The following is a 20,289-nucleotide window of genomic DNA, read 5'->3' as shown; positions in this document are numbered from 1 at the left end:
AATGATCGAAGTTACCGACGTTTCCGTCCATCTCGGCAAGACGCAGATCATCGATAATGCCAGCTTCACAGCGCGGGCCGGTGAGGTCACGATTATCGTCGGACCGAATGGCTCCGGCAAGACGACCCTGATGCGGGCCTTGTCCGGCGATCTTCCCTTCACCGGCAAGATAGCCATCAACGGCCGGTCCATGGGCAAGCTGAGATTGTGGGAGATGGCTGCGATGCGGGCGATCCTGCCGCAATCAACATCGCTGTCCTTTCCGTTCACCGTCCGCGAAATCGTCAAGCTCGGGCTGACGAGCGGCCGCTCCGGTGCGACGCGGCGAGAAGTGGAAATGCTGCCGGACGAGGCACTGCAAATGGTCGATCTTGCCGGGTTTGGCGGCCGCTTCTACCAGGAGCTCTCCGGTGGCGAACAGCAGCGGGTGCAGCTTGCCCGCGTACTGTGTCAGGTCTGGCAACCTGTTCTCGACGGCGAGCCACGCTTTCTCTTCCTTGATGAGCCGGTCTCCAGCCTCGATATCAAGCACCAGCTGATCATCATGCAGACGGCCCGCAGCTTTGCGGACCGCGGCGGCGGCGTCATTGCCATTCTGCATGACCTCAACTTGACGTCGATGTATGCCGACCGTGTCGTGGTCATGCATCGCGGCCACACCGATTGCGTAGGCACGCCGTCGGAGGTGTTGACTGATGAGCGCATATTGCGAGTCTACGACTGCGCACTGAAGGTGGGGGCACTGCCCGCCGAGCACGTCCCTTTTGTCCTGCCACAATCGGTTGCAATCTGATTGGTTGCGTTTGCGCCTAGCGCGCTCCCCTCTACGGCGAATGCTCAAGCGACGCCTCGTCGTGCCTCTCGCCATTTGGCCCGGCCTTATTCGTCTTCTTCCTCGTAGATTTCTATATCGGCGAAAGCGGGAACCCAGGGGAGTGCCGATTTCTGCCAAACTGCGTGTGTTGGTGGCAATGCCCTACGTTGTCGTAGCGTACCGACCCTCACGCCATAGACGAATGGGTTTTCGCTGTCCGAAGTGGCGTAAATGGGCGAACCGCAATCCGAACAAAAAACTTGTCTCCTGCGTGAGCCGCTGTCCGCCGTTTTGATATAGACCTTCGGCACGCCCGAAAGCATATGAAAGTTGTTTGCCTCTACCGGAACCGTTACGCGAAAGGCAGTGCCCGTCAGCGTTTGACAGTCGGTACAATGACAAATGCCCACCTGTCCCGGATCAGCATCACACCAGAATCTGACCCTTCCACAATGGCATGCACCATCAACTCTCATGTTAGCGTCCTCGAAAAAGCCAATGACCAGAGCGTATCGCCTTAGTGGTAATTTCTCCAGCCCCCGGGGTGCTCCGACCCGAGCCCAGTCCTTCGCCGCAGGGCAGTTCAAATCTGGCGGTCCGTGCTATTCTTTCCACTGTTTTTCCAGAAGATCACGGTGAAGGCGATCGTTCTGGATCATCGTCAAACGCGGGACCCAGGGGTAGCGACAATGTACGAAAACGAGATCGATTCCGTCAGGGCCCTGCTGCAATCCAGTCCGCGACCCACGAGCCTCACCGAGCGGCGCCAGCGTCTCGATCTCGTGGCATCCGCGGATCCGGTTGCGCCTGACATCTACTTCGAGCGTCAAATCATCGGCACATGCGAGGCAGAGTGGTCGCTGGCCCCGGGAAGCGACCCCACCAAGACGCTGCTGTTTTTCCACGGCGGTGGTTACTGCTCCGGATCGATCCAAAGTCATCGCAGGATGGTCGCCGAGACAGGTCGCGCTGCGCGCGTCCGCACATTTGCACTCGGTTACCGGCTAGCCCCCGAGAACCCGTTTCCGGCGGCGCTCGACGATGGACTTGCCGCGTTCGAGTTCCTGCTCGCTCAAAAAGTGCCCGCCGCATCAATTGCGATCGGCGGCGACAGTGCTGGCGGCGGGTTGACGCTTGCGACCATGATACGTTTGCGTGATGCAGGCAAACCGTTGCCTGGTTGCGCTTGGTTGGTATCGCCATGGGTCGATCTCGAAATGACCGGTGCGAGTATGGATGAGAAAGACACTGTCGATCCGCTGATTCACCGCGACTATCTTGAAGAGCTCGCCGGCGCTTATCTCGCCGGAACCAGCGCTCGCGAGCCACTCGCGTCGCCGCTCCATGCCGATCTTCCGGGGCTCCCGCCGATCCTGATCCAGGTTGGCTCAGCCGAGACGCTGCTCGACGATGCAGTGCGTATCGCCCGCCGGCTTGGGGCGGTCGACGTGGCAACAAGTCTGGAGATCTGGCCACACATGATCCACGCGTGGCCTCTGTGGGCGGCACGGCTGACCTCGGGACGAATGGCGATCGCCTCGGCCGGCGCGTTCATCAACGAACACTTGGCGACTTGAAGGGCAGGAGCCAAACTAACTTCAGGAATTGGTTTGGAATGATGGCGGAGAGGGAGGGATTTGAACCCCCGATGGAGTTGCCCCCATGCCGCATTTCGAGTGCGGTGCTTTCAACCACTCAGCCACCTCTCCGCGTAAGGGATCTTTGTAAAGATCGATCCCGGATATGTCGGTGGGACAGTTAGACCCTGCCGGTGCCGCGATGCCCCGAAGGGCTTGGCTTGAGCGTGCGACGCGCTAGATAGCGGGCAAAGCGGTTCGATACAAGAGCAATTTTGCGTTAAATTTCTTGACTCCGTGACAAAGCTGATCCTATAAGCGCCCAACGACTGGCGTGGGGGATTCTCCGCGCCGTTTGTTTTTGAATTCGGGTGCCTTCATTCTTACGGGTCAAAGCGCCTTTCGATCAATCTGTCACGACTGACAAAAAGACGGTTATTGCCGAGAAATTGGCACGAAACCGAACCGAACGCCGAAAGGGAAAAAATGTTCGCAGTCATCAAGACCGGTGGTAAGCAGTATCGCGTTGCCGCCAATGACCTGTTGAAGGTCGAGAAAGTTGCCGGCAACGCCGGTGATATCGTTGAATTTGCTGAAGTTCTGATGGTTGGCGTCGGAGCCGACGCAACGATCGGTGCTCCTGTTGTCGGTGGTGCTCTGGTTACAGCCGAAGTCGTCGAGCAGGGCCGTGCACGCAAGGTCATCGCCTTCAAGAAGCGTCGCCGCCAGAATTCCAAGCGTACGCGCGGTCATCGTCAGGAATTGACGACGATCCGTATCTCGGAAATCCTGACCGATGGCGCAAAGCCTTCCAAGAAGGCCGCTGAAAAGCCGGCCAAGAAGGAAGCTGCTCCGAAGGCAGAAGCCGCCGCTGCTGACGCGGTTGCAGATTCTGGCGAGACGAAAGCTGCACCAAAGGCCAAAGCTGCGCCAAAGAAGGCTGCCGCCAAGGCTGAGAAGCCCGCTAAGGGCGAATAAGAACAAGTTTAGAGGAGCAATCCGATGGCACATAAAAAAGCTGGTGGTTCGTCACGCAACGGTCGTGATTCAGAATCGAAGCGCCTTGGCGTGAAGAAGTTCGGTGGCGAGAAGGTTCTCGCCGGCAACATCCTCGTTCGTCAACGCGGCACCAAATGGCATCCCGGCGTCAACGTTGGCCTGGGCAAGGATCATACCCTGTTCGCACTTGAAGCAGGTGTCGTTTCCTTCCGTACCAAAGCCAACGGCCGTAGCTACGTGTCGATCGTCAACCCGATCGCCGAAGCAGCAGAATAGCCGGTCCTGCTTGAAGCACCGGCGTCCCATCGGACCCGGTGAATGGCAACCGCCAAAAGATCAAAGGGGAGATGGGATAACCACCCATCTCCCTTTTCGTGTCTGGAGGAACGACAAATGGTTGCTGAAATACTCGAAGACGATGAAGAACGGCTGGATCTGATAGACTGTCCGGTTCTCGTTACGGAACGCCTTGTCTTGCGGGCGCCACGTAACGAGGATGTGGATGCAATTGCCCGTCTCGCCGATAACCTTCACGTGGCAGAAATGCTTTCCCGCATGCCGCACCCCTATACGAAGGAACATGCGGTGGATTTCGTGCGCCGCGCCAACGCGGGCGAGATCGGCAAATGCGTCTACGCCATCACGTTGGCGCAATCGGGCACGTTCATTGGTTGTTGCGGTATCAATTACCGGCGCAACAAGGACGAGCATGCGCCCTCGCACAAGGATGAGTTGGAGATAGGTTACTGGCTGGGCGAGCCCTATTGGGGCAAGGGTTATGCGACTGAAGCTGCGCACGCGCTTGTCGATCTGGTGTTCCGGGCGACACAGGTGGAGAAGCTTCATGCTTCCTGCCGCGTCTCGAACATTGCATCGCGCCGGGTAATCTACAAAAGCGGCTTCCAGTATGCCAACACCGGCATGATGGATTCGCTGGCGGCAGGCAACGTGCCGGTCGAGCGCTACATGCTCGACCGTCGTACCTGGATCGGCCTTCGCAGCTGGACGTCATAGAAATGGACTGGCCGCTTCAAGTAATTGAGCGGCCAGTTTTCTTCTCGGGGATTTTCCTGTAATGCCTCGAAACATCAATAAGGACTGAACTTCCATGAAATTTCTCGATCAGGCGAAAGTCTATATCCGCTCCGGCGACGGTGGTGCCGGTTCGGTATCATTCCGCCGTGAAAAGTTTCTGGAGTTCGGTGGACCCGATGGCGGAGATGGCGGGCGTGGTGGCGATGCGTGGGCAGAGGCCGTCGATGGCCTCAATACGCTGATCGACTATCGTTACCAGCAGCATTTCCGGGCCAAGACCGGCATGCATGGCATGGGCCGCAACATGACTGGCGGCAAAGGAGCGGATGTCGTGCTCAAAGTGCCTGTCGGCACGCAGATTTTTGAGGAAGACAATGAAACGCTGATCTGTGATTTCACTGTGGTCGGCCAGCGCTATCGTCTTGCCAAGGGTGGCAATGGCGGTTTCGGGAATTTGCATTTCAAGACATCCACAAATCAGGCACCGCGCCGTGCCAATCCCGGTCTCGAGGGGGAAGAACGTAATCTCTGGCTGCGATTGAAGCTGATCGCCGATGCGGGGCTTCTCGGCAAGCCCAATGCCGGTAAATCGACTTTTCTTGCCAGCGTGACAGCCGCGAAACCGAAGATCGCTGACTATCCCTTCACAACGCTGCACCCGAACCTTGGTGTTGCACGTGTCGACGCACGTGAGTTTGTGATTGCCGATATTCCAGGTCTCATCGAAGGAGCGCATGAGGGTGTCGGCATAGGTGACCGCTTCCTTGGACATGTCGAGCGGACCCGCGTGCTCCTGCACCTGGTATCGGCCCAGGAAGAGAATGTCGCCGAGGCATACAAAACCGTACGGGCCGAGCTCGAAGCCTATGGCCACGGACTAGCAGACAAGCTGGAGATCGTGGCCTTGAGCCAGATCGATACGTTGGACGCAGCATCGCGCAAGAAGAAGCTAGCTGCACTCAAAAAAGCGGCCGGACGCGAACCGATGCTCCTGTCTGCCGTGAGCCGGGAGGGGGTCGAGCAGGTTTTGCGTGCCCTTTCCGCAATCATCCTGCAATCCCGTGAGTCCGAAGCGCCTGTCGAGGTCGATACACGCTTCAAGTATTAGAGATACCATGACCGTGAAAGCCGCACAGCTCCATCAGAATGACGAGGCCGCGTCCAGGCGTCCAAAGCTATACAGCTATCGGCGGATCGTCGTGAAAATTGGATCGGCATTGCTGGTGGATCGAACCAGCGGCCTGAAGCGAGACTGGCTGGAAAGCCTCGGCGACGACATTGCGGCTCTATGCGCAAATGGTGTCGAAGTGATGATCGTGTCGTCGGGTGCAATTGCGCTCGGCCGGACCGTCCTCGGTTTGCCAAAGGGGTCCTTGCGCCTTGAGGAGAGCCAGGCCGCGGCTGCGGCCGGTCAGATCGAACTCGCCAAGGCTTATGCGGAGGTTCTCAGCCATCACAAATTGCGTGCCGGTCAGATCCTGTTGACTCTTTCTGACACGGAAGAGCGCCGTCGCTACCTCAATGCGCGCGCGACGATTGGCACTCTGCTGCGGCTGAAAGCCGTGCCCGTGATCAACGAGAACGACACTGTTGCTACGACCGAGATTCGCTACGGCGACAATGATCGCCTCGCGGCGCGCGTAGCCACCATGATGAGCGCTGATCTCCTGATCCTGTTGTCCGATATCGATGGGCTCTATACCGCTCCGCCACACCAGAATCCCGATGGGAAATTTCTGCCTGTCGTCGAAGCAATCACGCCCGATATTGAGGCCATGGCGGGAGCGGCGGCGTCGGAGTATTCGCGCGGGGGCATGAAGACCAAGCTTGATGCAGGCAAGATCGCCAATGCCGCGGGGACAGCCATGATCATTGCCTCAGGTACTCGCCTTAATCCGCTGGCAGCGATCGACAAGGGTGAGCGGTCGACCCTGTTCAAGGCCAGCCCGACACCGGTCAATGCCTGGAAGACTTGGATCTCCGGCAATCTTGAACCATCGGGGCGGCTCGTGATCGATGAGGGCGCGTTGGTCGCGCTGAAGTCTGGCAAGTCGCTGCTTGCGGCTGGTGTGCGCGAAGTGGCGGGGCAATTCATGCGCGGCGATACCGTTGCTGTCTTCGGTCCCGATAAACGCGAGGCGGCGCGTGGCCTTATTGCGTATGACGCGTCGGATGCCGTAAAGATTGCCGGGCGCAAGACCAATGAGATTGCAGAAATTCTCGGTTATGATGCCCGTTCCGCGATGATCCATCGCGATGATCTGGTGGTACGTGCAAGGCGCGATACCACCGCCAAGGAGTGAGCGATGTTGGGACGAGTCGACGCAGAACAGCCCATTGCTGATCTTATGGCAGATGTTGGCCGAAAGGCACGTGCCGCTTCACAGCCGTTGTCGATCGCTTCTCCGAACAAGAAAGCAGCCGCGCTGCTTGCCATGGCCGACGCGGTCGATCAGCGGAAGGCCGAGATCTTGCGGGCCAATGAACAAGATATGGCCAACGGCGAGAAGACGGGCATGGCAGCCTCCCTGCTCGATCGATTAAAGCTCGATGAGCAGCGAATTGCCAGCATTTCGGAGAGCATCCGGACGATCGCCGGCCTCGGAGACCCTGTCGGCGAGATCATTGCCGAGTGGGATCGTCCAAATGGTTTGCATATCGAACGCGTGCGCACGCCCCTTGGTGTTATTGGCGTCATCTATGAGAGCCGTCCGAACGTGACCGCCGATGCGGCTGCGCTCTGCCTCAAGTCCGGCAATGCGGTTATCCTACGGGGTGGTTCGGATTCCGCTCATTCATCCAAAGCCATTCATGAAGCCCTGCTGGACGGGCTTGAAGCCGCGGGCCTGCCCAAAGATGCGATCCAGCTGGTCCCGACCACTGATCGTGCAGCAGTCGGCGAAATGCTCAAGGGCCTTGATGGCAATCTGGATGTGATCATTCCCCGCGGCGGCAAAAGTCTGGTGGCGCGGGTCCAATCGGAAGCCCGCGTGCCGGTCTTTGCGCATCTGGAGGGCCTCTGCCACCTTTACATCGATGCTTCGGCTGACTTGGCCATGGCGCGTAAGATTGCGGTAAACGCAAAGATGCGCCGTACGGGCGTGTGTGGCTCCGCCGAAACGCTTCTGGTCGATCGACTGATCGCACCATCGCATCTGGTGCCACTCCTTGAAGACCTCCGCGCCGCGGGCTGCGAAATTCGCGGTGATGAGGGGGTTGTGGAGCTTTTTGCGGGTGCCAAGCCCGCCACTGACGAGGATTGGTCTACCGAATACCTGGATGCGATCATCTCAGTGAAGCTGGTCAACGGTGTCGATGGTGCGATCCAACACATCAACCAATATTCCTCCCACCACACGGAGGCAGTCATCGCCGAAGATGTGCTGGTGGTTGAGCGGTTCTTCAATGAGATCGACTCGGCAATTCTCTTGCACAATGCCTCAACGCAGTTCGCTGATGGCGGTGAGTTCGGCATGGGCGCGGAAATCGGTATTGCTACCGGAAAAATGCATGCTCGGGGCCCCGTCGGTGTCGAGCAGTTGACGTCCTTCAAATACCGCGTTCGCGGCAACGGTCAGACTCGCCCGTGACATTAACCCCAGCTCTGCTGAACAGCTTTCCTGGTGTAAGCGCAGCGAATCTGCGCATGCCTTTCGCCTTGAAGGGCATGACAGTCGGCCTGTTCGGCGGTTCGTTCAATCCGCCGCACGCAGGACATGCGCTTGTTGCTGAAATCGCGCTGCGGCGCCTCAAACTTGACCAGCTCTGGTGGATCGTCACGCCCGGTAACCCGCTCAAGGACACGACCCATCTGGCATCGCTTGCCGAGCGGCTGAGGCTATGCGAGGCGCAAGTTCATGACCCGCGAATAAAGATCACAGCATTCGAAGCTGCGCATGACTTGCGTTATACCGCTGATACGCTTGCGATGATTAAGGCCCGCAATCCGGGCGTGCATTTTGTCTGGATCATGGGCGCCGACAATTTGGCGGATTTCCATCGTTGGCAGCGCTGGCAAGAGATAGCGTTGACGTTCCCGATCGCCGTTATTGATCGACCCGGCTCGACCTTGGCATTTCTCTCATCGCGCATGGCAAAGACATTCGACTATGCACGCATCGACGAGACCGATGCTCCGATGCTCGCCCGTTCAAAGGCGCCGGCCTGGACGTTTATTCATGGACCGAGGTCATTGTTGTCATCAACCGCTATCCGCAATGGCGTGGCAAAGTGAAAAGAACAAAGTGGGATCAATGGGTTCGCCGCGGCGTCTTGAAAGTGTCACGCGACTCTGCCTATCTTAGGTGTGTGCAGCATGGTTACCAGCTGCGTTGCGTTGTTCTTAAGGGAAAGGAAATACACTGAGAACAGCATTTCAGAAGAAGGATGCCTTGGCACCTTCAACGGCGGAGATGAACGGAATCAGTTCCGTATCTCTTGCCCTCCAGTCAGTCCTTGCCAGTCTCGAAGACTCCAAGGCTGAGAACATTGTCCCCATCGACCTTCGAGGCAAGTCCGTCATCGGTGACCATATGGTCATCGCGTCGGGACGTTCGCATCGTCACGTAACGGCGGTCGCGGACCAGCTTTTGCGCGCTCTGAAAGAGAGCGGGCAGGGCAACGGTGTGAAGGTCGAAGGTCTTGCCAGCGGTGATTGGGTGTTGATCGACACGGGCGATATCATCATCCATATTTTCCGTCCCGAAGTGCGTGAGTTCTACAACATCGAAAAGATGTGGCAGGCTCCCGAACTCGACGGAGAGACCGTACACTAATTGACGGATCGAGGCGTCTGGGCCTGTGCCCCATGCGACGCTTTGGACGGCTGATTTATCTGGACCGGTTTCTGGCCGGAGTATCTCCTTCGAGCCAGAATATCTGAGGACTGGAGTGTGCCATGCGTATTACCGTTTTTGCCGTGGGCCGGATGAAATCTGGCCCCGAACGGGAATTGGCAGACCGCTACTTCGACCGATTGAAAAAGACCGGCAGCCCTCTTGGTTTGGAATTCGGCTCCTTCATTGAAATCACTGAAAGCCGCGCCCAGCAGCCAGAACTGCGCAAGCAGGAAGAATCATCGAAGGTTCTGGAGGCGCTGGAACCGGGCGGAGTCTTGGTTCTGCTCGATGAGCGGGGCAAGTCCATGCCATCGGAAGCCTTCGCCGGGGCGATTGCACGCTTTCGCGACGATGGCAAACGCCAGTTGCTCTTTGCTATTGGCGGGCCGGACGGGCACCATGCCTCTTTGCGCGACCGCGCCGATCTCGTCCTGGCACTCGGCGCCATGACATGGCCCCACCAAATTGTCCGCATCCTCGTCGCTGAACAGCTCTACCGCGCGACGACAATCCTTTCGGGACATCCGTATCATCGGGTCTGAGCCCGTTCAGCCGTGGTTCATCCTCCTCAAGGATAATGGCGGCGCGATCATTACAAAAATATAATGATCTCAATGCTTTTCGGACGAACCCCTCATCTCCATTTCTTGATAGGATGCATCAAGATGAGCTCATCGTCTGTATAACGAGATGGAGCGGGTTTCACATGACCGAGACAGTCAGAACGGCCAAACAGGACAAGGCGTCGCCCGCTACGTCCAATGTCACATTCATTCCGGGAGCGGTTCCTCCACGAAGGACAAAGCGGCGGTCTCGCCTCTGGATCTGGCTTCCTGTGGTTTTAGCCGTCGCGGGCACGGGATATTACGCGTGGAGCCAGTACAAAACGTCGACTGCGGCGGCCTCAGTGGTCACACAGGTCGTTGTGCGTGGTGACATTGAGAACGCAGTAACGGCCGTCGGCACACTTGACTCGATCAAGTCCGTCGATGCCGGCGCGCAGGTCTCGGGACAGCTCAAAGTGCTGCATGTCGATATCGGCGACAAGGTTACACAAAACCAGCTCATTGGCGAGATTGATCCAGCAACCATCCAGAATCGCATCGAGATTGACCAAGCCGAACTTGCCAACCTGCAGGCACAACTCGTTTCCAAGCAAGCGCAGCTCGTGCTGAAGCAGGCCAATATTGATCGCCAGCGCAATCTTGTGGCGACCCGCAGCGTCTCGCAGTCCACGCTTGATCAAGCCATCGCCGATCTGGCCGCTGCAGAAGCCGATGTGAATGCCCTGGAAGCCCAGATCCGCAAACAGCAGGCAACACTTGCTGGTGATCAGGTCGATCTTGGGTATACGAAGATTTACGCGCCCATGGCCGGTACGATCGCGGCGGTCCCGGTCAAGGAAGGCCAGACACTGAATGCCAGCCAGACTGCGCCGACCATTGCCACCATTGCTGACCTGTCGACCATGACGGTCAAAGCACAGGTCTCGGAAGCGGATGTCAGCAAGCTCAAGATCGGCATGGATGCTTATTTCACGCTGCTGGGCCAGCCAGGTAAACGCTATACGGGCAAGCTGCGGCAGATACAGCCGACACCCGATATCGAAAATAACGTCGTGCTCTATTACGCACTGTTTGACGTCCCCAACCCTGACGGCGATCTGATGATCTCCATGAGTGCCCAGGTTTTCTTCGTGCAGTCGGCAGCCAAGGATGTGCTCGTCGTGCCAAGTTCCGCAATCAGCCTGACTGGCGGTTCACGCCGGGATAGCGCCAATGACGGCTCGCGCAAGGCGGAAGTGACTGTTGTCACACCCGCTGGAGCGACCGAAACCCGAGAAGTCGAGGTCGGCATCCGCAACCGGGTCAATGCTGAAATCAAAAGCGGGGTGAAGGAGGGCGAGCTCGTGGTCGTCGGTTCGGATAGCGATACGGGCGGAACAACGACAAGCCGTGGTACCGGCAATCGCTCGCAACGCGGCATGCGCATGCCGCCGATGTTCTAGAGACCTTCGCAATGACCACCATCATCTCGCTTAAAGATATCAGCAAGACCTACCACAATGGTGACCTCGCCGTTGAGGTCTTGCACGGCATCTCCCTTGATATAGACGCTGGTGAGTTTGTCGCAATCATCGGCCAATCCGGCTCCGGTAAATCGACGCTAATGAACATTCTCGGCTGTCTCGACAAGCCAACAAGCGGTGATTATTTGCTCGACGGCGAACATGTGTCCAGTTTCGATGCCGATGAGCTTGCAGCGTTACGTCGCCGTACTTTTGGTTTCGTCTTCCAGAGCTACAATCTGATACCGACGGCCAGCGCACAGGAAAATGTCGAGGTTCCGGCCGTGTATGCTGGTGCTTCTGCACGCGACCGGCACGACCGGGCTGAGGCGCTTCTCAACTCGCTGAAGCTTGGTGACAGGCTTGATCATCGGCCCAATCAGCTTTCCGGCGGCCAGCAGCAACGCGTCTCTATCGCGCGGGCTCTGATGAATGGTGGCCGCGTCATTCTCGCCGACGAACCGACAGGCGCCTTGGACAGCCAGAGTGGCGAAGAAGTCATGGCGCTGTTGCGTAGCATGAACGAGAGTGGCCACACCATCATCGTCATCACCCACTCGCGCGAAGTTGCCGAACAGGCCGACCGGTTGATAGAACTGCGCGACGGAAGGATCATCGCTGACCGTACCAAGAAGCGCCGGAGCAATCCCGAGGCAGCTTCGGGACTGAAACAGAGAGCGATTGAAGGTGTTGCCGCGATTGCGGATGTGACAGAAGCAATCAAGATGGCGCTCCGCGCGCTTCGTGCCAATCTGTTCCGTACGATTCTGACGCTGCTCGGCATCGTCATCGGTGTCGGTTCCGTCGTGGCGATGCTGGCTATCGGCACCGGAGCCCAGAATTCGGTCCTCGATCGCATCTCATCCATGGGCTCGGATCTCCTGGTGATCCGGCCGAACATGGCCAATTTCCGTGGTGGAACCGGCGGAAGTGTCGTTACGCTGATACCGGCGGATGCCGATGCCATACTGGAACACCCGAATGTCGCCTTCGCTGTGCCGGAAATGACCAGCACAGTGACTGTCCGCTACGGCAATATCGACTATCAGACCTCCGCGAATGGTACGGTTCCACAGTATCCGGTAGCCAAATCCTGGAAAATCGGGAAGGGGGAGTTCATCAACCAGAACGATATGGATACCTATGCTCCAGTAACGGTGCTCGGGAAGACGGTGGAGAAGACGCTGTTCCCCGATGGCGAAAGTCCGCTGGGCAAATACGTTTTGGTAAACAAGATCCCGTTCCAGGTCATCGGCGTCATGAGCGAAATGGGAGCGGGTCCGGGCGGTAATGATCAGGACGATACTATCCTCGTTCCATTGACAACCGGCAGCATGCGGCTTTTCGGCCAGCGTAATGTCCGCTCCATAACAGTTCAGGTGAAGGATGGTGCCGCGATCGATGCGACGCAGGAGACAATCCAGGCGCTGCTTGACCGGCGCCACAAGAAGCAGGATACGCAAATCACCAATATGGCGTCCATACGTGAGGCGGTCACTGAGACATCGAACACGCTGAAGCTTTTTCTGGGGGCTGTAGCTGCGATTTCGCTTTTGGTGGGAGGCATCGGCGTCATGAACATCATGCTGGTTAGCGTTAGCGAGAGGACACGTGAAATCGGCGTTCGCATGGCGACGGGCGCGCGACAGCGCGACATCCTGCTGCAGTTCATCATCGAGGCGCTCGTTGTTTCAGCCATCGGCGGCGCGATCGGTGTCGTGGCCGGTCTTGGGACGGGTGTCCTTGCCAAGGTGCTTGGTGCACCGATCAGTTTCACAGTCGGCCCCGTGGTGCTGGCTTTCGCGTGTTCATTCCTGACGGGGTTGGTCTTCGGCTATCTGCCGGCTCGAAACGCTTCAAGGCTCCAGCCGGCGGTTGCTCTCAGCTCGGAATAGATAGCTCAGAAGTCGAGTTCGAACTCGACGCCGTTCCTTGGCCGGTAATAGTCGTCCCTGCGTGGCGGATAGCGATCGTCGTCCCAGTCTCTACGTGGGCGGCGGCCGGAATCGGCAAAGACCGCCGCGCAACCCTTGTCGACCCAGATTGTGCCTCGATTATATCCCCAAGTGTCGCCAGCAATACATGGCGAACGCGATATCTGGCGGGCGATGCGTGGACGGCGCATGTCTACATCGCATTCCGTGTATCGGAACTTGCGCGACTCACATTTCACCGAATTCTGGGCCTGAGCGGGTTCCGGTAAAAACTGCGAGCCGCCGAGTGCTATGACAAATGCGAGGATATACCGGTACATGTTTCTTACTCCGATATGATTCGAGTCGACTGCAATGGTGCAACATCTGAAGTCCAAAAGGTCAACATTGTTCCGGGCGGTTAATCACATTTCTCCTGCAATTTGACACAAGCAGTGTTCAGGAAAATCGACCTGTTTCACTGTTCACCAGATCGGAAATGAAACTCGACACGGCAGTTATACGCCGAAGTGTACGGACTGATTCATGATAGGCCAGCCAATAGGAGCGCCGGATCGTGCGTTCAGGCAAGACCGGGACCAAATCATCATGCTCGCGGGCAATAAACATGTGCAGGATACCAATCCCAGCGCCCGCCCTAACGGCCTCCACTTGTCCAAGCGCACTGGAAATCTCAAAGGCAGGTCGCCAATCACGGGTGATCTCGGGTGCGTAATTCAATGATTGGCTAATGACGAGATCGTCGACATAACCCACCAGGCGGTGCTGGGAGAGTTCGTCGATCGTTTGAGGCGCTGGATGCGTTTCCAAGTACGAGCGGCTGGCATAGAGGCAGAGGCTGTAGTCGACCAGTTTGCGCGCAACCAGCCGGCCCTGATCGGGGCGGTCGACGGTGATGGCGATATCGGCTTCACGGCGCGACAGCGAAAAGGAGCGAGGGACTGGGACCAACTGGATTTTAAGATCGGGATAACGAGCGGTGAGCGATGCCAGTCGGGGTGCCAGAAATGTGACGCCAAAACCATCCGGGGCTCCAATTCGGACTGACCCCGATATCGACACGTCGGCGTCACCAAGTGAGGACCGAATGGAGAGCATCTCTGCTTCCATGCGCTCGGCCGACAGCAGGAATTCCTCGCCCGCGTGGGTGAGTTCGCAGCCATTGGTGCGCCGGGTGAGGAGTTTTGTATTCAGATCGTTCTCAAGCGCTGTAAGCCGCCGGGCGACAGTCGCATGATTGACGCCAAGGCGTTTGGCCGCCCCGAGGATTTGTCCTGAACGCGCGACAGCCAAAAAAACGCGTACGTCATCCCAGTTCATAGAGCGTCCTCCAACTATTGTGGTACTTGAATTTTTGCACAACGGATACGCTTTTGCTTGGCTTGCAATAAATATTTTGAAGCGCGATGATAGCACAACAGAAATTCAAGGATTGCAGGGAGGTTGCTCACAATGCGTGAAGTTGGACATTTTATCGGTGGCAAGCACGTTGCCGGAACAAGCGGTCGCACGACCGAGATTTTCCAGCCCATGGATGGCACTGTTCAAGGCACAGTGGCCTTGGCAACGCCGGCTGAAGTCCGGGCAGCTGTCGAAAACGCCAAGGCGGCACAGCCGGCGTGGGCGGCAACCAATCCGCAGCGGCGTATCCGCGTGATGCGCAAGTTCCTCGAACTGGTCGAAGCCGAATATGACTCGCTGGCTGAACTGCTGGCTCGCGAGCACGGAAAGACCATTCCTGATGCCAAGGGCGATATTCAGCGCGGCCTGGAAGTGGTGGAAGTGTGCCTTGGTGCTGCGCATATGTTGAAGGGCGAGTTTTCCGATAATGCGGGGACCGGCATCGACGTCTATTCGATGCGGCAGCCGCTCGGTGTCGTCGCCGGCATAACGCCCTTCAATTTCCCGGCAATGATCCCGCTGTGGAAGGCCGGTCCAGCGATCGTTTCCGGCAATGCCTTCATTCTGAAGCCTTCAGAGCGCGATCCGGGCGTGCCGATGCGGCTTGCCGAGCTTTTCATCGAAGCTGGTCTTCCTGCCGGTATTTTCAACGTCGTCAATGGTGATAAGAGCGCGGTCGACGCGATCCTTGATGATCCGGATATCAAGGCTGTCGGTTTTGTCGGTTCGACACCGATCGCCCAGTACATCTACAGCCGTGCGACAGCGAACGGCAAACGCGCCCAATGCTTCGGCGGGGCCAAGAACCACATGATCATCATGCCGGATGCCGACATGGATCAGACCGTCGACGCATTGATCGGTGCAGGCTATGGTTCAGCCGGCGAACGCTGCATGGCGATTTCTGTTGCAGTGCCCGTCGGCAAGGACACAGCCGATCGTCTGGTCGAACGTCTGATACCACGCGTCGAAAGCCTGAAAGTTGGCCCATCAACCGATATGTCGGCCGATTATGGTCCAGTTGTCACCAGGCAGGCTCTCGAACGCATCAAGGGTTATGTCGATCTCGGCATTCAGGAAGGCGCGAAGCTCGTCGTCGACGGCCGTGGCTTCAAGATGCAGGGATATGAGAACGGCTACTATATGGGTGGCTGCCTATTCGATCACGTGACGCCGGACATGCGCATCTATAAGGAAGAAATCTTTGGACCGGTCCTTGGTATCGTCCGAGCTGAGACCTACGAAGACGCGATCCGCCTGCCCAATGAGCATGAATATGGCAATGGCGTGGCTATTTTCACGCGTGACGGTGACGCCGCCCGCGATTTCGCTTCGCGTGTACAGGTTGGCATGGTTGGCGTGAATGTGCCTATTCCTGTCCCGATTGCTTACTATACGTTTGGTGGTTGGAAGGGGTCTGGCTTTGGCGATCTCAACCAGCATGGTCCGGATGCTTTCCGGTTCTACACCAAGACCAAGACGGTCACATCCCGCTGGCCGTCCGGTGTAAAGGATGGTGCGGAATTCGTCATTCCGACAATGAAATAACAGTAAGAAGCGTTCGCAAAAAGGGCCGCGGCATGTACGTCGCGGCCCTTTTTGTATCTGGTCACGGTGCAAGCGTGCGCAAATAGTTGATCAGTTTCGAGGCTTCATCGGCGGCACCCTCGGGTTCCCGTGCGACGATTGCATCGATCAATGCCCTGTGAGCTCCGGCCGATTGCTGCAAGCTTCCTGGCCTTTGCAACCGGAACCAGAACCGCCTGCTATGGGTTTGCAGCGGCGAAGCGAGACGGGCAGCAAACGGGTTCTCTGCAGCTTGCCCAAGGACAGTATCAAAAATCTTGTCAGCGATCAGGAAACCGCTCACGTCATCGGCGTTCACGGCTGCACTCATTGCCCCGGCAGCTTCCTTCAGTCGCTTGTGGTGCACGGTCGCGCCGTAAAGGGCAGCGTCGCGAGCGAGTACCCGTTCCACACCTTCGCGAGCGTCAAGCACCCTGCCAAAGTCCTGAGGATTGAGTGCCGCTATGGCGATACCGGAACGAGGGCGGATTTCCATCAGTCCCTCCCACGCCAGTTTCTGCACCGCCTCGCGTACCGGCGTACGGCCCATGCCCGTTATGTCGGTCAATGCCCGTTCGTTGACGATCACGCCGGGCTCAAGCTTAAGCGTTACAATCAACTCTTCTATCTGGCGGTAAGCTAACTCTGCAAGGCTCTCGCCTGTCTGGGCAATGGGGTGCACGGCCGTTTGATACATACGTCGATCTTTCATTCTAAAGTGATTGACAACATTGGGGCTTACAGATATATTTGTGATATATCAAGAAGGGGCAGAGACATGTGGTCAGGTGTATTCCCGGCAGTTACGAGCAAGTTCACGCAAGATGATAGTCTTGATCATGGAGAAATGGAACGTTGCTTCTCGCTTCTGATGGAAGCCGGCTGTGACGGCTTGATCGTTGCTGGCTCCCTCGGAGAAGGTCCGATGTTGAGCCATGATGAAAAACTCGACGTCCTGAAGACGGCCCAGAGCGTGGCTAGGGGCAAGCCGGTGCTGTTGACGATCAACGAGGCAGCAACGCGTGACGGTGCGGCGCTCGCCAAACGTGCAGCCACGGCTGGTGCGAATGGCCTGATGCTCGTTCCGAGCCCGATCTATCACACGGATCCGGAAGAGACGGTCACGACATTGAAAGCTGTCGCAGCTGCCGGTGATCTGCCGGTCATGATTTATTCAAACCGGATCGCCTATCGCGTGGACGTCACGAATGAGATCCTGACCGAATTAGCGTCGGACAAGCATTTCGTTGCCATCAAGGAGTCCTCAGACGACATTCGCCGCACAACGGACATCATCAATACGTTCGGGACACATTTTGATCTTTTTACGGGGGTCGACAACCTTGCCTTTGAAGCCTTGACGACTGGCGCGATCGGCTGGGTGGCTGGTCTCGTCACTGCTTTCCCTAAGGAAACGGTTGCGATTTACAAACTGGTATCGGCTGGCCGATATGCGGAAGCGCTGAAAATCTACCGCTGGTTCCGCCCCCTGCTCGACCTCGATGTCTCCACCTATCTGGTTCAGAATATCAAGCTTGCTGAAGTGCTTGAAATCGGCACAAATGACCGTGTCCGCCTGCCGCGCCAGCCGTTGCGTGGAGAGCGTCGCGCAGCAGTCGAGAAGGTTGTCAAGGATGCCATTGCATCGCGTCCGAAGTTGCCATTGCTCTAGGCCAGTCGCCTGATCGATGAATACGCAGGCGGATCACCAGGACATAGCAATCGTCGGTGCCGGAATTATCGGCATCGCCATTGCCGCCTGCCTCTCCGAGTCGGGCCGCAAGGTTCTCGTCGTTGACCGGCAGGGGATTTGCGAGGGAACGAGCTCCGGCAATGCCGGAGCTTTGGCCTTTTCCGATATCCTCCCCTTGGCGTCCAAGGGGATTCTCGCCAAGGTTCCAGGCTGGCTCATGGATCCGTTGGGGCCGTTCACCATCCGCCCGTCCTATTTACCGAAGCTCACGCCATGGCTTTACCGGTTCTGGCGCGCCAGCCGCGCCGACATGCTGGAACGAACCATCGAGGCACAAGGGGCAATGATGCGTCTTGCCGAGCCGGAAATGCTTGGGTTGATGCAGCGGGCCGGCATACGCGACATGATACGCGAGGATGGGTCGCTTGAGCTTTATGAAAGCGAAGAAGAATTGAATGCCGCTTTGCCTGGCTGGACCGCGCGGCGGAGGGCCGGCATCGCATTTGAGCACCTTCGGGGCGAACAACTCGCGGCCTGCCAACCTGGGCTCGCCCCTCGCTTCGTCGCGGGCACATTCGTGCCTGGCTGGAAGACGGTGAGCGATCCGCAGCAGGTCGGCAAGCGCCTGTGGAACTACGCAGAGCGTCTGGGCGCCCGTTTCGTGCGAGCGAGGGTCGATCTTGTTGCAGCGGGGGAAAACGGTGCAACGGCCCACCTTTGTGATGGCCGGACAATCAAGGCATCAAAGCTCATTGTTGCAGCCGGAGCTTGGTCGCATAGGCTGGCGAAGGGCTTGGGGGATACAATTCCCCTGGAGACCGAGCGCGGCTATAACACGACGCTGCCCGCGGGAGCATTCGATCTCAAACGCCAACTGATATTTTCCGGTCATGGCTTTGTCGTCACACCACTGGAAACGGGGGTTCGCATCGGCGGGGCGGTGGAGCTTGGCGGCCTCGATCTTCCGCCAAACTACAGACGTTCCGAGGCCATGCTTATTAAGGCGCAAAAGTTCATGCCGGGGCTCGAAACTGCCGCTGGACGGCAGTGGATGGGATATCGCCCGTCGCTTCCGGACTCTTTGCCTGCCATCGGTTATGCTGGAACGAGCAAGAGTGTTCTCTATGCTTTCGGCCACGGCCACCTAGGACTGACCCAGGCAGCCGCGACAGGGCGTTTGATTACGGATCTTGTTAGTGGCAAAGAGCCGGCAATTTCGATCGAACCATTTAACCCGCATCGATTCTAGACCCTCAAGGAGCATTATGGCGCGACATTCCTTCTTCTGTATCGATGGTCACACCTGCGGCAATCCGGTCCGTGTGGTGGCGGGTGGAGGCCCGAACCTTTCTGGCGCCAACATGATGGAAAAGCGCGCGCATTTCTTAAGCGAATTCGACTGGATCCGGACCGGACTAATGTTCGAGCCACGGGGGCATGACATGATGTCCGGATCGATCCTCTATCCGCCGACACGCGATGATTGCGATGTGGCGGTGCTTTTCATCGAAACGTCCGGTTGCCTTCCCATGTGCGGGCACGGGACGATCGGCACAGTGACCATGGCCATTGAACATGGACTCATCACGCCAAAAACCCCGGGCATCCTGAAGCTCGACACGCCTGCCGGGCTCGTTGTGGCCGAGTATGTTCAGGAAGGACAATACGTCACCAGCGTTCGCATCACGAATGTTCCCGCATTTCTCTATGCCGAGGGGCTTGAAGTCGAATGTCCGGACCTTGGGACGCTGCTCGTCGACGTCGCCTATGGCGGAAATTTCTACGCAATCGTCGACCGCCAAACGAATTTCACGGATCTTGCAGATTATCGCGCGCTGGATCTCATTGGTTGGAGTCCGGTTCTGCGCCAGCGCTTGAACGAGCGCTATTCCTTCCAACATCCGGAAAAGCCTGACATCAATGTGCTCAGTCATATCCTTTGGACGGGAGCGCCAACACAAGCTGAGGCCCATGCGCGCAATGCCGTGTTCTATGGCGACAAGGCGATCGACCGTTCGCCTTGCGGTACGGGAACTTCCGCTCGCATGGCGCAGTTGACTGCAAAGGGAAAGTTGCAACCTGGCGACGAATTCGTTCACGAATCAATCATCGGGTCATTGTTTCACGGTAGAGTAGAGCAGGCGGCGGAAGTTGCTGGCAAGCTCGCCATTATTCCGTCCATATCCGGGTGGGCGTGCATGACCGGATATAATACAATTTTTATTGATGACCGGGATCCCTTTGCCCACGGGTTTGTGGTGAAGTGAGCCTTTTCGGGCCGGTAGAGCAATAAGGCAGGTATAGGCAATTCGTCTAATACGAGCAAAAATAGCGTAAATTTCGTTGCATAAGGCACAAAATTTG

At 57.5% G+C, this 20,289-nt stretch carries 21 protein-coding genes and 1 tRNA gene; 17 read left to right on the top strand and 5 right to left on the bottom strand.

From position 1 onward, the window contains the following. Position 1 precedes the first annotated feature (1 nt). Positions 2 to 793, top strand: coding sequence for a heme ABC transporter ATP-binding protein (locus tag CU102_RS21910; RefSeq protein WP_106713271.1), 792 nt, complete (start codon positions 2 to 4; stop codon positions 791 to 793). 86 nt (positions 794 to 879) lie between these two features. On the opposite strand, the gene CU102_RS21905 is transcribed toward CU102_RS21910, so the two are convergent. After that, positions 880 to 1,290: a GFA family protein gene (locus CU102_RS21905; protein ID WP_106713220.1), complete on the bottom strand. Its 411-nt coding sequence runs from the start codon at positions 1,288 to 1,290 to the stop codon at positions 880 to 882. Positions 1,291 to 1,503: 213 nt separating this feature from the next. Between CU102_RS21905 and CU102_RS21900 the strand changes: the two genes are divergently transcribed. Then, entirely contained in the window at positions 1,504 to 2,391 is an 888-nt protein-coding gene (locus CU102_RS21900) for an alpha/beta hydrolase (protein WP_106713270.1), read from the top strand. A 42-nt stretch (positions 2,392 to 2,433) separates the two neighbouring features. On the opposite strand, the gene CU102_RS21895 is transcribed toward CU102_RS21900, so the two are convergent. Then, positions 2,434 to 2,523 (bottom strand) — tRNA-Ser (locus tag CU102_RS21895). A gap of 354 nt (positions 2,524 to 2,877) precedes the next feature. Between CU102_RS21895 and rplU the strand changes: the two genes are divergently transcribed. From rplU to CU102_RS21840, 11 genes are all read left to right on the top strand, one after another. After that, positions 2,878 to 3,369 (top strand): 50S ribosomal protein L21, encoded by a 492-nt coding sequence (gene rplU / locus CU102_RS21890; protein ID WP_106713269.1) that lies wholly within the window; start codon positions 2,878 to 2,880, stop codon positions 3,367 to 3,369. Positions 3,370 to 3,393: 24 nt separating this feature from the next. Beyond that, a complete protein-coding gene (gene rpmA / locus CU102_RS21885) occupies positions 3,394 to 3,666 on the top strand; it encodes a 50S ribosomal protein L27 (RefSeq protein WP_106713219.1) in 273 nt (90 codons plus the stop codon). A 117-nt stretch (positions 3,667 to 3,783) separates the two neighbouring features. Then, positions 3,784 to 4,404, top strand: coding sequence for a GNAT family N-acetyltransferase (locus tag CU102_RS21880; protein ID WP_106713218.1), 621 nt, complete (start codon positions 3,784 to 3,786; stop codon positions 4,402 to 4,404). A 94-nt stretch (positions 4,405 to 4,498) separates the two neighbouring features. After that, positions 4,499 to 5,533, top strand: coding sequence for a GTPase ObgE (obgE, locus tag CU102_RS21875; protein WP_106713217.1), 1,035 nt, complete (start codon positions 4,499 to 4,501; stop codon positions 5,531 to 5,533). Between the two features lie 7 nt (positions 5,534 to 5,540). Continuing rightward, positions 5,541 to 6,728, top strand: coding sequence for a glutamate 5-kinase (gene proB, locus CU102_RS21870; RefSeq protein ID WP_106713216.1), 1,188 nt, complete (start codon positions 5,541 to 5,543; stop codon positions 6,726 to 6,728). A 3-nt stretch (positions 6,729 to 6,731) separates the two neighbouring features. Continuing rightward, positions 6,732 to 8,015, top strand: a complete 1,284-nt coding sequence (locus CU102_RS21865) for a glutamate-5-semialdehyde dehydrogenase (RefSeq protein WP_106713215.1) — start codon at positions 6,732 to 6,734, stop codon at positions 8,013 to 8,015. 56 nt (positions 8,016 to 8,071) lie between these two features. After that, positions 8,072 to 8,659 (top strand): nicotinate-nucleotide adenylyltransferase, encoded by a 588-nt coding sequence (locus CU102_RS21860; RefSeq protein ID WP_106713214.1) that lies wholly within the window; start codon positions 8,072 to 8,074, stop codon positions 8,657 to 8,659. 178 nt (positions 8,660 to 8,837) lie between these two features. Further along, positions 8,838 to 9,200: a ribosome silencing factor gene (rsfS, locus tag CU102_RS21855; RefSeq protein ID WP_166648521.1), complete on the top strand. Its 363-nt coding sequence runs from the start codon at positions 8,838 to 8,840 to the stop codon at positions 9,198 to 9,200. 122 nt (positions 9,201 to 9,322) lie between these two features. Then, positions 9,323 to 9,805 carry a 23S rRNA (pseudouridine(1915)-N(3))-methyltransferase RlmH gene (gene rlmH, locus CU102_RS21850; protein ID WP_106713212.1) on the top strand — a complete coding sequence of 161 codons (483 nt, stop codon included), beginning with the start codon at positions 9,323 to 9,325 and terminating at the stop codon, positions 9,803 to 9,805. 164 nt (positions 9,806 to 9,969) lie between these two features. Further along, positions 9,970 to 11,271: an efflux RND transporter periplasmic adaptor subunit gene (locus tag CU102_RS21845; protein ID WP_106713211.1), complete on the top strand. Its 1,302-nt coding sequence runs from the start codon at positions 9,970 to 9,972 to the stop codon at positions 11,269 to 11,271. 11 nt (positions 11,272 to 11,282) lie between these two features. Continuing rightward, the gene (locus tag CU102_RS21840) at positions 11,283 to 13,226 is read left to right on the top strand and encodes a MacB family efflux pump subunit (RefSeq protein ID WP_106713210.1); all 1,944 of its coding nucleotides are present in this window, start codon (positions 11,283 to 11,285) and stop codon (positions 13,224 to 13,226) included. A gap of 5 nt (positions 13,227 to 13,231) precedes the next feature. Here CU102_RS21840 and CU102_RS21835 read toward each other — a convergent pair whose 3' ends face one another. Beyond that, entirely contained in the window at positions 13,232 to 13,585 is a 354-nt protein-coding gene (locus CU102_RS21835) for a DUF3011 domain-containing protein (protein ID WP_106713209.1), read from the bottom strand. A gap of 118 nt (positions 13,586 to 13,703) precedes the next feature. After that, on the bottom strand, positions 13,704 to 14,585 hold the full coding sequence (locus tag CU102_RS21830) for a LysR family transcriptional regulator (protein WP_106713208.1): 882 nt from the start codon (positions 14,583 to 14,585) through the stop codon (positions 13,704 to 13,706). A 132-nt stretch (positions 14,586 to 14,717) separates the two neighbouring features. Here CU102_RS21830 and CU102_RS21825 point away from each other — a divergent pair, with 132 nt between their 5' ends. Continuing rightward, complete coding sequence (locus tag CU102_RS21825) at positions 14,718 to 16,214, top strand: CoA-acylating methylmalonate-semialdehyde dehydrogenase (protein ID WP_106713207.1); 1,497 nt, start codon at positions 14,718 to 14,720, stop codon at positions 16,212 to 16,214. A 61-nt stretch (positions 16,215 to 16,275) separates the two neighbouring features. Here the strand turns inward: CU102_RS21825 and CU102_RS21820 are convergent, their stop codons facing one another. Continuing rightward, entirely contained in the window at positions 16,276 to 16,929 is a 654-nt protein-coding gene (locus CU102_RS21820; RefSeq protein WP_106713206.1) for a GntR family transcriptional regulator, read from the bottom strand. Positions 16,930 to 17,010: 81 nt separating this feature from the next. On the opposite strand from CU102_RS21820, the gene CU102_RS21815 reads away from it, so the two are divergent. The 3 genes from CU102_RS21815 to CU102_RS21805 are packed head-to-tail and all read left to right on the top strand — an operon-like array spanning position 17,011 to position 20,192. After that, complete coding sequence (locus tag CU102_RS21815) at positions 17,011 to 17,904, top strand: dihydrodipicolinate synthase family protein (protein WP_106713205.1); 894 nt, start codon at positions 17,011 to 17,013, stop codon at positions 17,902 to 17,904. A 16-nt stretch (positions 17,905 to 17,920) separates the two neighbouring features. Further along, positions 17,921 to 19,174, top strand: coding sequence for an NAD(P)/FAD-dependent oxidoreductase (locus CU102_RS21810; protein WP_106713204.1), 1,254 nt, complete (start codon positions 17,921 to 17,923; stop codon positions 19,172 to 19,174). Between the two features lie 16 nt (positions 19,175 to 19,190). Then, positions 19,191 to 20,192 carry a 4-hydroxyproline epimerase gene (locus CU102_RS21805; protein ID WP_106713203.1) on the top strand — a complete coding sequence of 334 codons (1,002 nt, stop codon included), beginning with the start codon at positions 19,191 to 19,193 and terminating at the stop codon, positions 20,190 to 20,192. The last annotated feature ends 97 nt before the right edge of the window (positions 20,193 to 20,289 follow it).

This window comes from Phyllobacterium brassicacearum, assembly GCF_003010955.1.
GTDB lineage: Bacteria > Pseudomonadota > Alphaproteobacteria > Rhizobiales > Rhizobiaceae > Phyllobacterium > Phyllobacterium brassicacearum.
The sequence above is the reverse complement of the archived record's forward strand: the minus strand, read 5'-3'. Positions and strand labels throughout refer to the sequence as shown.

Bases quoted from the DNA above. Each gene is read 5' to 3' on its own strand.
- obgE (WP_106713217.1), top strand. From the start codon at position 4,499: ATGAAATTTCTCGATCAGGCGAAAGTCTATATCCGCTCCGGCGACGGT.
- CU102_RS21860 (WP_106713214.1), top strand. From the start codon at position 8,072: ATGCCTTTCGCCTTGAAGGGCATGACAGTCGGCCTGTTCGGCGGTTCG.
- CU102_RS21840 (WP_106713210.1), top strand. From the start codon at position 11,283: ATGACCACCATCATCTCGCTTAAAGATATCAGCAAGACCTACCACAAT.
- CU102_RS21820 (WP_106713206.1), bottom strand. From the start codon at position 16,929: ATGTATCAAACGGCCGTGCACCCCATTGCCCAGACAGGCGAGAGCCTT.
- CU102_RS21835 (WP_106713209.1), bottom strand. From the start codon at position 13,585: ATGTACCGGTATATCCTCGCATTTGTCATAGCACTCGGCGGCTCGCAG.
- CU102_RS21845 (WP_106713211.1), top strand. From the start codon at position 9,970: ATGACCGAGACAGTCAGAACGGCCAAACAGGACAAGGCGTCGCCCGCT.
- CU102_RS21910 (WP_106713271.1), top strand. From the start codon at position 2: ATGATCGAAGTTACCGACGTTTCCGTCCATCTCGGCAAGACGCAGATC.
- CU102_RS21805 (WP_106713203.1), top strand. From the start codon at position 19,191: ATGGCGCGACATTCCTTCTTCTGTATCGATGGTCACACCTGCGGCAAT.
- rsfS (WP_166648521.1), top strand. From the start codon at position 8,838: ATGAACGGAATCAGTTCCGTATCTCTTGCCCTCCAGTCAGTCCTTGCC.
- CU102_RS21865 (WP_106713215.1), top strand. From the start codon at position 6,732: ATGTTGGGACGAGTCGACGCAGAACAGCCCATTGCTGATCTTATGGCA.
- CU102_RS21880 (WP_106713218.1), top strand. From the start codon at position 3,784: ATGGTTGCTGAAATACTCGAAGACGATGAAGAACGGCTGGATCTGATA.
- CU102_RS21900 (WP_106713270.1), top strand. From the start codon at position 1,504: ATGTACGAAAACGAGATCGATTCCGTCAGGGCCCTGCTGCAATCCAGT.
- proB (WP_106713216.1), top strand. From the start codon at position 5,541: ATGACCGTGAAAGCCGCACAGCTCCATCAGAATGACGAGGCCGCGTCC.
- rlmH (WP_106713212.1), top strand. From the start codon at position 9,323: ATGCGTATTACCGTTTTTGCCGTGGGCCGGATGAAATCTGGCCCCGAA.
- rplU (WP_106713269.1), top strand. From the start codon at position 2,878: ATGTTCGCAGTCATCAAGACCGGTGGTAAGCAGTATCGCGTTGCCGCC.
- CU102_RS21830 (WP_106713208.1), bottom strand. From the start codon at position 14,585: ATGAACTGGGATGACGTACGCGTTTTTTTGGCTGTCGCGCGTTCAGGA.
- CU102_RS21815 (WP_106713205.1), top strand. From the start codon at position 17,011: ATGTGGTCAGGTGTATTCCCGGCAGTTACGAGCAAGTTCACGCAAGAT.
- CU102_RS21825 (WP_106713207.1), top strand. From the start codon at position 14,718: ATGCGTGAAGTTGGACATTTTATCGGTGGCAAGCACGTTGCCGGAACA.
- CU102_RS21810 (WP_106713204.1), top strand. From the start codon at position 17,921: ATGAATACGCAGGCGGATCACCAGGACATAGCAATCGTCGGTGCCGGA.
- CU102_RS21905 (WP_106713220.1), bottom strand. From the start codon at position 1,290: ATGAGAGTTGATGGTGCATGCCATTGTGGAAGGGTCAGATTCTGGTGT.
- rpmA (WP_106713219.1), top strand. From the start codon at position 3,394: ATGGCACATAAAAAAGCTGGTGGTTCGTCACGCAACGGTCGTGATTCA.